Source organism: Sphingomonas sp. KR3-1, from assembly GCF_040049295.1.
Classification (GTDB): Bacteria; Pseudomonadota; Alphaproteobacteria; order Sphingomonadales; family Sphingomonadaceae; genus Sphingomonas.
In genome coordinates this window covers 828,704-842,936 of the sequence record NZ_JBDZDQ010000002.1, presented here as the reverse complement: position 1 = coordinate 842,936, position 14,233 = coordinate 828,704, and the positions used below count along the sequence as shown (strand labels likewise).

Below are 14,233 nucleotides of genomic sequence, written 5' to 3'. Positions count from 1 at the left end.
CCGGACCGTCATGCCACCCCCTCTCCACGCCGCAGCGCGGTTCGCACTCAGCTATCGGCCGCTTGCCGACGAGGACTTCGCCTTCATCGAGGCACTGTACGTCTCCACGCGAGAGGAAGAGCTTGCGCTGAGCGATTGGCCGGACTCGCAAAAACAGGCTTTCCTGACCCAGCAGCACCGGGCGCAGCACCATCACTACGAGACCTATTACCCGAACGCGGAACGGCTGATCGTCGAACACGACGGAAAGGCGATCGGCCGGCTCTACATCGATGCCTGGACGCGCGAACTGCGCATCGTCGACATCTCGCTGGTGCCCACCGCGCGCGGCCGGGGGTTTGGCGAGGCGCTGCTGCACGACCTGATCGATTGGGCGGCGAGCCAGGGCAAGGGCGTCTCGATTCATGTCGAGAAGTTCAATCCGGCGCGGCACCTCTATCTGCGGCTCGGCTTCGTCGTGACCGAGGACAAGGGCATTTACGACCTGATGGAACTGGGCATGCCCGCGGGCACGGACCCGGCCTAGAAGAATACCGCGTGGTATTGCACCGCGCCGTCCGCCGCGCGGCCGACCGGTGAGATGAAGATCTCATGTGCGATGCCCTCGGCCGCGAAGGCATAGATCCCCTGCGAGAGCGTCGGCTGGGCCGGCCCTGAAAACTCCAGCTGAAAGCCACCGGCCGGGCGGGGCGAGTTGGGGATCGCGGTCGCGCTGGTGAGGATGAGCGGTTGGGCGCCCGCTGAGGTATCGACGGCGAAGCGGGTGCCGATATGCGGCTCGAAATCGCCGAGCCCCAGCTGCGCGGGCTCCTCGGGCGGAAGCGCCGGACCAGCACCTTGCGTCATCAACAAATCTCCCCGTGTCGCATCGAACCGGCGACGGTGCGGCTATAGACGGGCCGCGCCGTGCACGCCAATCCCGCGATGGGCCGCCGCACGCGCGATTCACGGGGTGCAGTGTGCGTCACTACCTGATAAACAACCGGTTCGGGGGAAAGGCCGTGCGCATCGCCGCATTCCGGCTTGGCCGTATGAATGGCTCAATAACAATGACTTACAGCTCGCGTCGCAGCTTCATGGTTGGCGGATTGGTCGTGGTTGCTGGCGCGGGAGTCGCGGGATGCAGCGGTGGTGGCAGCAGCAGCGCAACCGGCGGCACGCCCACGCCGACGGCCGCCGCAACGCCGAGCGGCCCGATCCTGACCGCGGCCGAGGTCAGCGACTGGGACAAGCTGGTGGGCTCGTCCTTCATCATCTCCGGCGAGCTCGGCAAGGTCTCGGCAACGCTGGCGAGCCTCGAGCGGATCACCGATGCCACCCGCCCGGCGGACCTGGCACGCCACCAGCCCTTCTTCGCTACCTTCGACATGGGCCAGAGCACGGCGCTGGTGGGCGGCAAGACCTATTCCTTCTCGCACGCGACCAAGGGCAGCTTCGACCTGTTCCTGGGCCTGACGAGCCAGGTGCAGGGCAAAAGCCTGGTCACTGCGACGCTCAACTGAGCCTTATCCGGCGATCGCCCCGGCCATCAGCGCCTGGGTGATCTCCTGCAGCGGCGGCGCGGCGTAGGATAGCAGCTGGATCATCCCGACAAAGGCGAGGTTGTTCTCGGGATCGACCCAGAACCATGTGCCCGCTGCGCCGTCCCAATGATAGCTGCCGCGACCCACCGGGAGGCCCGCCAGCTCGGGATCGGTGACCACGACGCCGTTATAGCCATAGCCAAAGCCCGGCCGGAACTTCTGGTGCCCGGCGACGAAGCGAGTCTCGAGCAGCGCATCGGGCAGGCGATTGGTCATCTGCGCGCGGACGCCTTCGGCACTGACGATCCGCCGGCCCTCGAACGTTCCGCCGCCCAGCAGCAATTGGGCATAGCGGGCATAGTCGAGCGCCGTCGAGTAGAGCCCCGCTCCACCCATCGCGAAGGCCGGCTCGCTCTCCGGATCGGGCCGCATCGGATTGACCGCCCATTTCTCCAAAGGACCGTCGAGCGGCTTGAAATAGAGGCTGGCGAGCCGGTCGCGCTTTTCGGGCGGCACGAAGAAGCCTGTGTCGCGCATGCCCAGCGGCTCGAAAATGCGGGTGCGGAGAAAGTCGGCCAGGCGCTGCCCGCTCAGCCGCTCGATAATCGCACCCTGCACGTCCATCGACAGGCTGTAGCGCCAGAGCGTCCCCGGCTGGTGCGCGAGCGGAAGCGTCGCGAGCCGTGCGATCATCTCATCGAGATCGGCCGCCTGGAGCACGCACGCCTCGCGGTAGAGCGCTTCGATCCGGTCCTTTGGCTCGCCTAGCGTCAGGCCATAGCCGAAGCCGGCGCGGTGGGTCATCAGCTCGGTCATGGTCGGCTGGTGGTCGGCGGACACCCGTCCCTCCCCGTCCAGCACCATAAGATTGGCCAGCTCGGGCAGATGCCGCGCGATCGGGTCCTCGGGCCGCCACAGCCCCGCGTCGTGGAGGATCATCATCGCCGTGCCGGTGATCGGCTTGGTCATCGAGAAGATGCGGAAGATGGTGTCCTCTGCGAGCGGCTTGGCGGTCTCGATATCGTCGAGCCCGAGCGTGCGGACCCGCGCGATCCGGCCGTGGCGCAGGGTGAGCGTCACCGCGCCAACGACGATCCCCGCATCGATCTTCGCCTGCACCGCGGCATCGACGGCATCGAGCCCCTCGCCGCTGAGGCCGACCTGTTCGGGCAATACCCGCTCCATCAGCCGGGGCTCCGCGCGTTCCAGCAGCGGATCTCGACGCTGCCGGGATCGGTCGTGCCGGTGACGGTCACGGTCCGTGCCTCGCCACCCGCCAGATCGAAGTGATTGTCGTCGAAGCGCAGCGATGGGTCATCCGAACGCAGGTGCACGGCCAGCGCATAGCGTTCGGCTGCGATCGTGATGCGGAGCGCATCGCCCGATGCCTCATGGCTGATCGCAAGCCCGGCCGGGTGCAGCACGAGCTCCTTCACCGGCGCGAGGAGCAGGCGATTGTCGGGGAAGCTCGCACCGGCGGAGCGCACGGTGAGCACGTTCTCGACGCTGTCCGCGACCGGCCCGCGCCAGACGCAGGTGCTGCGATTGGCCGCGACCTCCAGGTCCACTCGCTCGGTCCATTCGGTGCCGCCGGCAAGCCGGGCGAGCGCGATCGTGGCGACGTCGCGCACGGGCGCGAGCGTGTCGTTGGCGATCCACAGCTCGACCATGTCTCCATCGCGCCGGAACGAGGCGAGCACGGGCGCAAAGGCCCGGCGGGTGGCATACCAACTCGACTTTGCGATCCCGTCATAGTCGATCAGGCTCCAGCTCACGCAGGGCCAGCAGTCATTGTGCTGCCAGATCAGCGCGCCCGAGCAATGCGGCTTGCGGCGGCGATAATGCTCTATGCCGAACTTCAGCCCTTCGGCCTGGGCGATCATGGTGAAGTCGACAAAGTCCTCGATCGTCGCGGGCAGGCCGGTGACCGGAATCATCATCGCCGTCGCCTTGTCGGCCACGTCCTTGATCCGCTCGAGGAAACCCGGCGCGCCGAGCGCGAGGTCCTCGGGCGCCATCCAGCGGCGCAGCGTGCCGATATCGGGGGCGGCCTGCAGCCCGAACTCGCTGACGAAACGCGCCATGTCCTCGGCATAGCGGGTGAAAGCGACGCCTTCCGGCGTGGTATCCTTCTCCCCCACCGCATCGGCATCGAGGACGAGCGGGATGCCGTGCCACACCGTCCAGTTGTGGACATCGCCGCCGCGCATGCTGTTGGGACTCGGCCCACCCAAAGGGCTGCCGGCCCGATAGGGCGTTTCCGGGTCCAGTGCGTCGAGAACCCGCGGGATCAGTTCCTCGTACAAGGCGAGGCCACCCACTTCGGCGCGCTCTCCGGTGGCCAGGTTGTTGAACCACTGGAGCGCCTGATTCTCGTTGTTGCCGCACCACAGCGCAAGGCAGGTGTGATGGCGCAGCCGTAACACCTGCTCGGCCACCTCGGCGCGGACATTCGCGTCGAAGGCGGGATCGCCGTCCGGATAGGGTGCGCAGGCGAACATGAAATCCTGCCACACCAGCAAGCCGAGCCGATCACAGATATCGTAGAACAGGTCGGGCTCGTAGATGCCGCCGCCCCAGACGCGGATCATGTTCATGTTGGCCGAGACCGCGCGGGCCAGCAGATCCGCATAGGCGGCATCGGGAATCGCGCCGACGAACGAGCTGGCCGGCACCCAATTGGCGCCCCTGGCGAAGATCGGCACGCCGTTGAGCAGGAAGCGGAAGAAGGTCGTGCCGGGCTCGTCGGGATCGGGCGACTGGTCGAGCGCGATCGTCCGGATGCCGACCTGGCGGCGCAGCTCGGCATCGCCGGTCCGCGCGACCAGGGTGTAGAGCGGCTGGGCGCCGAGATCGGCGGTCCACCATAGCTGCGGATCGGCAACCGTCAACCCGACCGAGCCCGACCCGTCGAGGCGCGCGCTCGCCACGGAAACGCCCGCGGGATCGAGCAGCTGCACCATGACCTCGGCGGGCTCGCTGAGGTCGATATCGACGACGACTTCCGCTACGTCCGCGATCGCCAGGGTCGTGAAGTTCAGGCTGCGCACGACGGCGCCGCCGCGGCGCTCGATGCGCACCGGCTGCCAGATCCCGACCGTGGGAAGGTCGGGACCCCAGTCCCAGCCCCAGCCGAACTGCGCCTTGCGCATCAGCGTGCGGCGCGACCGCGAGATGCGATCCGCGAAGGCCTCCCACACCGGCAGCGGCGCGCCGGCGACCTTCGCGGCGGTGGGGTGGAAGCAGAGCGCGAGGTCGTGCGTGCCCGGCGCGATATGCCCGAGATCGAAGCGCCAGCTGCGAAACATGTTGTCGGCACTGCCGAGCAGCCGGCCATCGAGATACACATCGGCGAAGGTATCGAGCCCGTCGAAGACCAGTGCCCCGTCCCCCGCGAGATCGACCTGTGTGTGCCACCACCATTCGCGGTCGCGCACCCATTCCGCGGGGATCTCGTTCCGCCCGACATAGGGATCCGCCAGCCGACCGGCGTCGACCAGCGCGCGATAGGTATCGTCGGGCGCGCTGGCCGGGATCCAGCCCTCGCCCTGCCCGCTCGCGGCCCCGGCGCGTGCGCCTTCGCCGGGCGCAAAATCCCGTATCCGCCAGGCACTGACGAATTTGCTCATGTTCCAGCCCTCTTCCTTTTTCGGGACGCGCCTTCAGGCGGCGAACGTCTCGGCATCGAACCCGTATAAAATATCCGCCTTCGCCATGGCGGCGGCCTTGAGCCCGATCGCCTCTGGGACGATCTGCTCGACATAGAAGCGCGCGCTGGCCTGCTTCATCTTGAGGAAGGCCGGGTCGCCCTCGCTGCGCGCGGCGGCGCGGCCGCTCGCTTCCATCAGCCAGCCGCAGACCGCGGTTGAGAGCATCGTCAGGAACGGATAGCTGGCGGCGAGCCGGTCATCCATCTCGCTCGAGAGCAGGTGGCGGGCGATTTCCTCGCACGCGTCGATCAGGGTGAGCAGGCCGGCATTCTCGGCATCGCCGCGCATCTCGCCAAGCAGGCCGAGCAACGTCCCGCCATTGTCCATGCTGAGCTTGCGGCCGACCAGATCGGCGGCCTGGATGCCGTTGGTGCCTTCATAGATCGGAGTGATGCGCGCGTCGCGGAAATGCTGGGCGGCGCCGGTCTCCTCGATATAGCCCATCCCGCCATGGACCTGGACGCCCAGCGATGCGACTTCGTTGCCGAGATCGGTGCCATGCGCCTTGGCGAGCGGAGTGAGCAGCTCGACGCGCTTGTCTGCGGCGGCATCGCCGGCGCGGGCGCGGTCGAGCTGGCCGAAGGCGTAGTAGACGAGCGCCCGCGCCGCCTGGGTCTGCGCCTTCATGCGCAGCAGCATGCGGCGGACATCGGGATGCTCGACAATCGCCACCTGCTGGCCATTTCGAATGCCCTGCACCCGCTCGCGGGCATAGGCGACGGCGCGCTGGGTGGCGCGCTCGGCGACCTGCACCCCCTGCAGGCCCACGTTCAGCCGGGCATTGTTCATCATCGTGAACATCGCGCGGATGCCGCCCAGCTCGGGCCCGACCAAAGTGCCGATGCAATCGTCATTGTCGCCGAAGGAGAGCACGCAGGTCGGCGAGGCGTGGAGGCCCATCTTGTGCTCGATCGAGACCGTGCGGACGTCGTTGAAGGCGCCCGGCGTGCCATCCGCGTTCAGGCGGAATTTGGGCACCAGGAACAGCGAGATGCCCTTGGTGCCCGCCGGTGCGCCGGGGGTCCTCGCCAGCACGAGATGGACAATGTTCTCGGCCATGTCGTGGTCGCCGAAGCTGATGAAGATCTTGGTGCCCTTGATCTTGAACGTCCCGTCGCCGACTGGCTCGGCCTTGGTCTTCAAGGCGCCGACATCGCTGCCGGCCTGGGGCTCAGTCAAATTCATCGTGCCGGTCCAGGCGCCGGTCGAGAGCTGGGGCAGATAGGCTGCCTGCTGCTCGGGGGTGCCGTGGTGCAGCAGCGCCTCGACCGCGCCGACCGTCAGGATCGGGGCGAGCGCGAAGCCCATGTTCGCAGTGCCGAGCGTCTCGAGCACGGCGATCGACAGGCTGACCGGCAGCCCCTGCCCGCCATGCTCGGCCGGCGACCCGATCGTGCCCCAGCCGCCCTCGACATAGGCCTGGTACGCCTCGGCGAACCCTGCCGGCATCTTCACGCCCTCGGGGGTCCATTTGGGGCCACTGGTATCGCCTTCGCGCTCGAGCGGCGCCCATTCGCCGGCAGCGAACTGGCCCGCGCCCTCCAGCACCGCATCGGTCATTTCGGCGGCTTCCGGAGAAATCTCGTCCAGACGAACGACATGCTCCAGGACGAAACGCTGCTCGGCGGTGGCGGGAGTGAACATGGTGTCTTTCTAACTGACCGCGGCGGCCGCCCGTGCCTCGGCACGGTCGCGGCAGATACCTTCGAAACCGAACGCGAGGAAGCGGGCCATGCGCGCCTTGACGGCGGGGAAATCCTCGGACTTGCACAGGCCGCCCGAAAGCTGATCGATGCGTCCGGTCCGCGCGAGCGTCATGATCAGCGCGCCGGTGCCGAAGTGATAGCCCCAGAAGATATCCTCCTCCGGGCAACCGGGCATCGCCTGCTTGAGCAGCCCGATCAGGCGGAGCACCACCGGATCGAAATGCTTGTCGAACATCTCGGCACCCCATTTTGGCGCCATCGCCACCTGGGCGCCGAGCGTCGCGAAATTGCGCCAGCCCTCCCCGCCCTGGATGTAGAGATCGAGATCGGTATCGAGAAAGGCGCGCAGCGCGCCCTCCACCGTCGGCTTGCCGCGGCATTCGCCGGCATAGCGATCGAGCGCGGCCATGCGCAGCTCGGCGGTGACCGAGGCGCGCCGCGCGAACACCGCGTCGAAGATCGCCTTCTTGTCCTCGAAATAATAGTGAAGAAGCGAAGTGTGGACGTCCGCCTGCTGGGCGACATCCTTGAGCGTCACGCCGTAGAGCCCGCGCAGCGAGAAAAGATATTCCGCCGCGTCGAGGATCTGGTCCAGCGTTTCGGCGCGTTGCTGCGCCTTGGTCCGGCGCTTGGGCTTGGCTTCGGTCATTGTCGCTCCATCGATCGACGAGGCTCTTCCGCCCGCAAGTGTACTAGTGGGGAGGCCCGCCTGATCCATGGCTTTTGTCCAACTTCTCGCCCGATGCAAATACTGTCCCGCGGACCGGCCGAAACCGGCCCGCGCAAGACCCTAGAAGCTGCGGCTGACGCGCAGGCCGTACTGGCGCGGCGCACCTGCGAGGCGGCGGGTGCCGTTGATCGCCGCGACATAATGCTCGTCGGTCAGGTTGGTCGAATAGGCCGCGATCGACCAGGGGCCGGTGGCGAGCGTGAGCTGGGCGTTGACGATGTCGCGCGCCTGGATACGGTCGCCGCGCGAGACGTTCTGGAACAGCGTGCCCCAGACCGCGCCGATATGGGCATAGTCGACCCGCGGCGTCAGCGAAGCGTCGCCGCCGAGCGGGATGGCATATTGCATGCCGCCGCTGAAGGTGAACTTCGGCGCATAATTCTGCTCGCGCCCCTCGAGGTTGATGCAGCGCGCGGTGGCCGGGCCGGTAGCCGGGTTGCAGACTGCCGGCGCCGCGCCGAGGCGGGGATCCGCCGCGTAGAATTTGCTCAGCTTCGAGTTCGAGACCGAGGCCGAGAGATCGAACGAGAAGGCGTCGAAGCTGCCCTGCGCCGAGGCTTCCAGGCCATAGAGCCTGGTATCGCCCGGCACGTTGAACAGCGACGAGATGCCCGGCGAGCGCGGATCGACGATGTTGATCTGGAAGTTCTTGTAGAGGTTGTAATAGCCACCGAACTGGGTGCGCAGATGGCCATCCATGAAGGTGCCCTTCCAGCCCAGCTCGAAATCGGTCACGTCCTCGGCATCGAAGGCCAGGGGCGCGACGCCCGCCAGGTTCGGGCCATTGAGGCCTCCCGCCTTGGAGCCGGTGGCGACGAAGGCATAGAGGAAGTTGTTCGCATCGACGGTCCAGTTGAGCGCGACCTTGCCGTTGAGCTTCTTGTCGACCGTCTTGTCCTTCTGCGGGAGCGACGCCAGCGGACCGGGCAGGCCGGTGAAATAGGCGCGCGCCACTGCGTCATTGGCCGAGGAGGTGCGCGACCAGCGGCCACCGACGGTGACCTGCAGCCCGTCGGTCAGCTGATAGCCGACCTGGCCGAACGCGGCGAGCGCGGTCTTGGGATTGGTGCCAACGATCTCGATGTCGAGCGCGGCGGGCGTGTTCGGCGTCGCGTCCGAATAATAGCCGCCATTGGCCGGGATGAAGATCTTGTCGCTCTGCCAATAGCCGCCGAGCACCCAGGTGAAGGGGCCGGTATCGGGCGAGACGATGTTGAACTCCTGCGACCAGATCTCCTCGGTGATGTTGTCGCGGAACGACAGCGCGGGCGCGGCGGCGGTGCCGGTGGCGGCGGTGCCGTCCGCATCATAGTTGATCTGGGTGGTGCCGCGCTGATAGCCGCTGATCGAGCGGAAGGTCATGCCGCCATCGGTGGTGTAGGCCATGTTGAGCACGATGCGGCCGAACTCGTCGCGGCCGTTGAGATAGGCGTTCTGCGCGACGACCAGCGGATCGCCGGTCGCGGTCGCCGGGCTGGCGGGCAGGCCGCCATATTCGATGTTGTTGTAGTCGCCCTTCAGCAGCACGCGGAAGTTCGCGCTCGGCTGCCACAGGATCGAGGCGCGGCCGCTGTAATCGCGGCGGTCGCCGGGATTGCCGGTCCAGGGGCCGGACACATCGTAGAAGGTGTCGCGGTGCTCCATGTTGCCGGCGAAGCGGACGGCCAGCGTGTCGCTGACCGGCAGGTTGAGCGCGCCCTGCAGCTTGATGTCGTTGTAGTTACCGTATTGCGCCATGGCATAGCCGTTGACGCTCTGCGTATCGGGGTTCTTCTCGGTGATGAACACCGCGCCGCCGGTCGCGTTGCCGCCGGCGAAGGTGCCCTGCGGCCCGCGCAGCACTTCGACGCTGGCGATATCGTAATAGGGCTCGGCCTGGAAATAGCCGGGCAGCGTGGCTACACCGTCGCGATAGGTGACGACGCCGACGCCGATCGCACTGGTCTGCTCGGTCTTGCCGATGCCGCGGATGTTGAACGCGTTGCCCTGGCCGGTGGTGTTGACGGTGAGCGACGGCGTGGCGAACTGGAGCTGCTCGACGCCGTTGATGCTCTTCTTGACCAGGTCCTGGCCGGTCAGCACGGTCGCGGCGACGCCGGTGCGCTGGAGGCTGGTCGAGCGGCGCTCGGCGGTGACGACGATCTCGCTCGAAGGATCGGTGCTGTCGGCCGGCTTGGCGGCGGCGGTGGGATCGGTGGTCTGCGCCTGCGCGGCGCCGGCAGTCATCAGTGCGACGGCAGAAACCGTCAGCCAGCAAAAGGCCTTCATATCATCCTCCCAGGTGTCGCCCCTCTTTGAGGTGGCGTTGCGACTCAACTTACTGATTCACGAATCAACTTCAACATTCATTGATTAGTAAATCAAGATTATAATTACGCGGCGGCTGCGGGATCCGTCCCATGCGTGCGGCGCAGCGCCTGCTTGTCGATCTTGCCGGTCATCGCGAGCGGCATGCGATCGACGCGGACGATCGCATCGGGCATCCACCAGCGCGGCACGGCGCCGTCGAGCGCGGCGCGGATCTCGGCATCGGAGGCGCCCTGCCCCTCGACCACGAGCACCGGGCGCTCGGTCCATCTGGCATGCGCGCGGCCGATCACCGCGACCAGCGAGACGCCGGGCAGATTGCCGACGATCGCCTCGATCTCGCCGGGGTTGATCCACTCGCCGCCCGACTTGATCAGGTCCTTGGCGCGGCCGGTGATCGCGAGATTGCCGTCGGCGTCGATCGTGGCGAGGTCGCCGGTGTCGAACCAGCCGTCGCGGTCGGTGGCCGGCTCCGCATGGCCGAAATAGCAATGGACGGTGCTCGATCCGCGGACCTGGAGATGGCCTTCGCCACCGCGCTGGTCGGGCAGCTCCCTGCCTTCGAAATCGACGAGGCGCAGGTCGACGCCGACCGGCGGGCGGCCGGCGATGCTGGCCCGGCCGGGATCGCCCGCGGGGGTGACGGTGCCGAGCGGGGCGAGCTCGGTCATGCCCCAGCTGGTCTGGCAGCGGACGCCGAGGCGCTGCTCGATGCGGTCGATCAGCGCCTGGGGCACGCCCGATCCGCCGAGCAGGACGCGCTGGAGCGAGGGCAAGGCCCCGCCGGTGCGCTCGAGATGCTCGATCAGGCCGAGCCACACGGTGGGGACGCCGACCGCGAGCGTGACGCCTTCGCTGCGGATCAGCTCGGCGAGGCTGGCGCCGTCATTGTGATGGCCGGTGAACACCAGCTTCGCGCCCGAGGCAGCGCCAGCGAGCGGCAGGCCCCAGCCATTGGCGTGGAACATCGGCACCGCGGCGAGGATCGCATCGCGCGCATTGATCCCCATCACGTCGCTCTGCAGCAGCGAGAGGGTGACGAGATAGTTGCAGCGATGCGTGTAGGGCACGCCCTTGGGCGCGCCGGTGGTGCCCGAAGTGAAGCAGAGCGCCGCCTCGGTCCGCTCCGAGAAGCCGCCCCATTCGGCCGGCGCGCCATGCTCGGCGAGCAGCCGCGCCTGGGTCCAGGCCGGGATGGGGCCGCAATCGGGGAGCTTCACCGCTTCCTCGCCGGGCTCGTCGAGGATCAGCACCTGTGCGATGCTCGGGCAGAGCCGGACCAGCTCCTCGACCACCGCCGCCTGGTCGGCGCTCGCGGCGATCAGCCGGTCATCGGCCTGGCGGATCATGTCGGCGATCTGGGCGGGGCTCAGCCGCGGGTTGAGCGTGTGGCAGCTCACCCCCATGCCGAACGCGGCGTACCAGGCCTCCATATGGCCCTGGCTGTTCCAGGCGAGCGTGGCGATGCGATCGCCGCGGCGGATGCCGAGCGCGGCAAAGGCGCCGGACAGGCGGTTGGCGCGCGCGTGCAATCCCGCATAGTCGATGCGCGCGACCGGGCCGCCGGCACCGCCGCCGGTGACCACCTGGCCGCGGGGATGCCATTTCGCGGCGTGCGCGATGAACTTGTCGAGCGTCAGCTCATAGGGCTGCAAGTCGCCCATATCTTCCTCCGCATCCTGCGTGCGCAGCTGCCCCTCGTGCATGCCGGCGCTCTCCACATTTTCTGTTTTTTGCCGGCGTTTGGATGGCATCGGCCCGCCGTGCCTGTCAATATTCATTTATTTTCTAGTGAATTTCTTTGCGACCTGATATTCCACGGACTTGCGAGCGCCGGAACACACGGCGCCCATGGGAGAATGGATATGAAGGCTGTGCCCGCGGGGTCCGTCGTGGCGGAAGCGCATGAGCAGGCGACCCCGATGCCCCCAGCGGCGGCGATCAGGCCGACCAAGTGGAGCGTCATCTGGCTGCTCACCCTGACGATTTTCTCGGCGCTCACCGTCGGCGGGCTGCTCAGCCCGCTCCAGGAAGCGGTGAAGGCCGAACTGCACCTGAGCGACCTCGACATCGGCCTGCTCGCCGGCGGGGCGACCGCGATCCCGATCGCGCTGCTCTCGCTGCCGATCGCCTGGCTGGTCGATCACAGCAAGCGCAACCGGCTGCTGGTGATCCTCGCCTCCTTCTGGGCGGTCGGGACGATCGGCACGGCCTTCGCGCCGAGCCTGACCTGGCTGTTCCTCGCGCGGCTGATCGCCGGGATCGGCGCGGGCACGGCGTTCCCGGTGCTGATCTCGCTGCTCGCCGATGTCTGCATGCCCGATCGGCGCGGACGCTCGATGCTGCTCGTCTCGATCGGCGCCTGGGGCGGCGCCGCTGCGTCGTTCGCGATCGGCGGCTCGCTGTTCGGCTATCTGACCAGCCACCCGGGCGCAGGGCTGCTCGGGATGACGCCGTGGCGCGAAGTGCATCTGCTCGTCGGCACCGGCTCGGCGCTGGCGGTGGTGCCGCTGTGCTTCATCCAGGAGCCGCCGCGCTACGAAGTCGAGCAGACCAGCGTCTCGCTGCGCCTGGCGATGCAGGCCTTCTGGCGGCGGCGGAAATTCCTGGTGCCGCTGCTCGCCGGCCAGCTGACCGGCGGCATGGCCGAGGGCGCCGCGGCGATCTGGATGGGATCGCTGCTGATCCGCCAATATCACCAGGCGCCGGGATCGTTCGGCGGCTGGGTGGGCGCGGTGATCCTGGGATCGGGCATCATCGGCTCGGTGATCGGCGGCTTCGCGGCGGACGCGGCGGGCAAGCTCAAGATGCGCGGCGCGATCCTGCTGCCGGCGGCGATCGCGACGGCGCTGACCATCCCGGCGGGCGCCTTCTCGATCATGCCGACGGTTGCGGGCTTCGCTTGGGTGCTGTTCGCGCTGCTGGTCGGCGGGACGATCGTCAACCTAGTCTCGTCGGCGGCGATCGCGGTGCTGATCCCGAACGAGGACCGCGCAGTGACGCTGGCGGGTATGAAGATCGCGGGCACGATGGTCGGCGCCGGCATCGCGCCGCCGCTGGTGGTGTGGCTGTCGACCTTCAGCACCGGGCAATGGGGCCTGGGCGAGGCGGTGGCGGTGATGGGCGTGGTGACCGGGGCGATGTCGCTGGCGGGCTTCTGGCTGGCGATGCGCAACGCACCGCAGGAAGTCGCGCTCGATCCCAACGCTAAGATGATCCCGGCGGAGGCGTGAGGCGGGAGGGGCACCCACCCCTTTCGTCACCCCGGCCTTGAGCCGGGGTGACGGTGCAGGACTATCCGTGCAGATATCGCTTCAGCCAGTCCTCGGCGTCGCGGTTCGAGCGGAGCGACACGCCGGCGGTCTTGTGGACGTTGAAGCCGTGAAAGGCGCCCGGATAGACGTGCAGCTCGGTCGGCACGCCGGCGCGGATCAGGCGGCCGGCATAGGCGAGGTCCTCGTCGATGAAGAGGTCGAGCGCGCCGGTGGACAGGAACGCGGGTGGCAGGCCGGTAAGGTCCTCGGCACGCGCGGCGGCGGCATAGGGCGAGATGCCCTCCCCGCCCGGCTCGGCGCCGAGATAGCTGCGCCAGCCGAAGCGGTTGCTCTCGGCATTCCAGATCAGCTTGCCGGCGTGGGGATGGTCCTGCGCGGTGCAGGTGCGATCGTCGAGCATCGGATAGATGAGCTGCTGGAAGGCGATGGCGAATTCGTCCCGGTCGCGCACCAGCAGCGCCAGCGCGGCGGCGAGACCCCCGCCGGCGCTCTCGCCGCGGATGCCGATGCGGGCGGCGTCGATGGCGAGGTCATCGGCATGCGCGTGCAGCCAGGCGAGGCCGGCGTAGCAATCCTCAAGCGGGCCAGGGAACGGCGTCTCGGGCGCGAGGCGATAGTCGACGCTGACCAGCGCGCAGCCGAGCGCCTCGACCATCAGCCGGTGGACCGGCTCCATTCCCGCCGCGGCGCCGCCGACATAGCCGCCGCCATGGATGTGATAGATGCAGGGCAGCACCTCGCCGGCCCGCCCCGCCGGCCGGTAGAGGAGCAGCGGCACATCGGGCGCGCCGTCGCGGCCGGGCGCCGTGGCTTCGCGCTTCTCGACGCGCTCGGGGTTGACGATCTCGCCGAGCGGCAGCCGGCCGGGCGCGCGGATCAGGGGAAGCAGGCTCGCGTCGAGCGTGACCGCCGGCCAGAGATCGAGCAGGTCGAACAGCTCCGGATCAACGAGGTGGCGCGTTCCGGTCATGCTGTTCCTCCC

At 68.0% G+C, this 14,233-nt stretch carries 11 protein-coding genes; 3 read left to right on the top strand and 8 right to left on the bottom strand.

Annotated features, from left to right (window positions below; all coding sequences use genetic code 11):
• Positions 1-10 precede the first annotated feature (10 nt).
• Entirely contained in the window at positions 11-526 is a 516-nt protein-coding gene (locus tag ABLE38_RS15720; protein ID WP_348975164.1) for a GNAT family N-acetyltransferase, read from the top strand.
• On the opposite strand, the gene ABLE38_RS15715 is transcribed toward ABLE38_RS15720, so the two are convergent.
• Complete coding sequence (locus ABLE38_RS15715) at positions 523-846, bottom strand: hypothetical protein (RefSeq protein ID WP_348975163.1); 324 nt, start codon at positions 844-846, stop codon at positions 523-525. The two genes, ABLE38_RS15720 and ABLE38_RS15715, sit on opposite strands and share 4 nt — an antisense overlap.
• A gap of 203 nt (positions 847-1,049) precedes the next feature.
• Between ABLE38_RS15715 and ABLE38_RS15710 the strand changes: the two genes are divergently transcribed.
• On the top strand, positions 1,050-1,502 hold the full coding sequence (locus ABLE38_RS15710; RefSeq protein ID WP_348975162.1) for a hypothetical protein: 453 nt from the start codon (positions 1,050-1,052) through the stop codon (positions 1,500-1,502).
• A gap of 3 nt (positions 1,503-1,505) precedes the next feature.
• On the opposite strand, the gene ABLE38_RS15705 is transcribed toward ABLE38_RS15710, so the two are convergent.
• From ABLE38_RS15705 to ABLE38_RS15680, 6 genes are all read right to left on the bottom strand, one after another.
• Positions 1,506-2,708: a serine hydrolase domain-containing protein gene (locus ABLE38_RS15705; protein ID WP_348975161.1), complete on the bottom strand. Its 1,203-nt coding sequence runs from the start codon at positions 2,706-2,708 to the stop codon at positions 1,506-1,508.
• Positions 2,708-5,152 carry a glycoside hydrolase family 2 protein gene (locus ABLE38_RS15700; protein WP_348975160.1) on the bottom strand — a complete coding sequence of 815 codons (2,445 nt, stop codon included), beginning with the start codon at positions 5,150-5,152 and terminating at the stop codon, positions 2,708-2,710. Before ABLE38_RS15700 ends, ABLE38_RS15705 begins: the two co-directional genes overlap by 1 nt.
• Positions 5,153-5,185: 33 nt before the next feature.
• The gene (locus ABLE38_RS15695) at positions 5,186-6,877 is read right to left on the bottom strand and encodes an acyl-CoA dehydrogenase (RefSeq protein WP_348975159.1); all 1,692 of its coding nucleotides are present in this window, start codon (positions 6,875-6,877) and stop codon (positions 5,186-5,188) included.
• A 9-nt stretch (positions 6,878-6,886) separates the two neighbouring features.
• Positions 6,887-7,588, bottom strand: coding sequence for a TetR/AcrR family transcriptional regulator (locus ABLE38_RS15690; RefSeq protein ID WP_348975158.1), 702 nt, complete (start codon positions 7,586-7,588; stop codon positions 6,887-6,889).
• 141 nt (positions 7,589-7,729) lie between these two features.
• The gene (locus ABLE38_RS15685; protein WP_348975157.1) at positions 7,730-9,937 is read right to left on the bottom strand and encodes a TonB-dependent receptor; all 2,208 of its coding nucleotides are present in this window, start codon (positions 9,935-9,937) and stop codon (positions 7,730-7,732) included.
• A 104-nt stretch (positions 9,938-10,041) separates the two neighbouring features.
• Positions 10,042-11,682, bottom strand: a complete 1,641-nt coding sequence (locus tag ABLE38_RS15680) for an AMP-binding protein (protein ID WP_348975156.1) — start codon at positions 11,680-11,682, stop codon at positions 10,042-10,044.
• A 159-nt stretch (positions 11,683-11,841) separates the two neighbouring features.
• On the opposite strand from ABLE38_RS15680, the gene ABLE38_RS15675 reads away from it, so the two are divergent.
• Positions 11,842-13,209 carry an MFS transporter gene (locus tag ABLE38_RS15675; RefSeq protein ID WP_348975155.1) on the top strand — a complete coding sequence of 456 codons (1,368 nt, stop codon included), beginning with the start codon at positions 11,842-11,844 and terminating at the stop codon, positions 13,207-13,209.
• A gap of 61 nt (positions 13,210-13,270) precedes the next feature.
• Here ABLE38_RS15675 and ABLE38_RS15670 read toward each other — a convergent pair whose 3' ends face one another.
• Positions 13,271-14,221, bottom strand: a complete 951-nt coding sequence (locus ABLE38_RS15670) for an alpha/beta hydrolase (RefSeq protein WP_348975154.1) — start codon at positions 14,219-14,221, stop codon at positions 13,271-13,273.
• Positions 14,222-14,233: the final 12 nt, after the last annotated feature.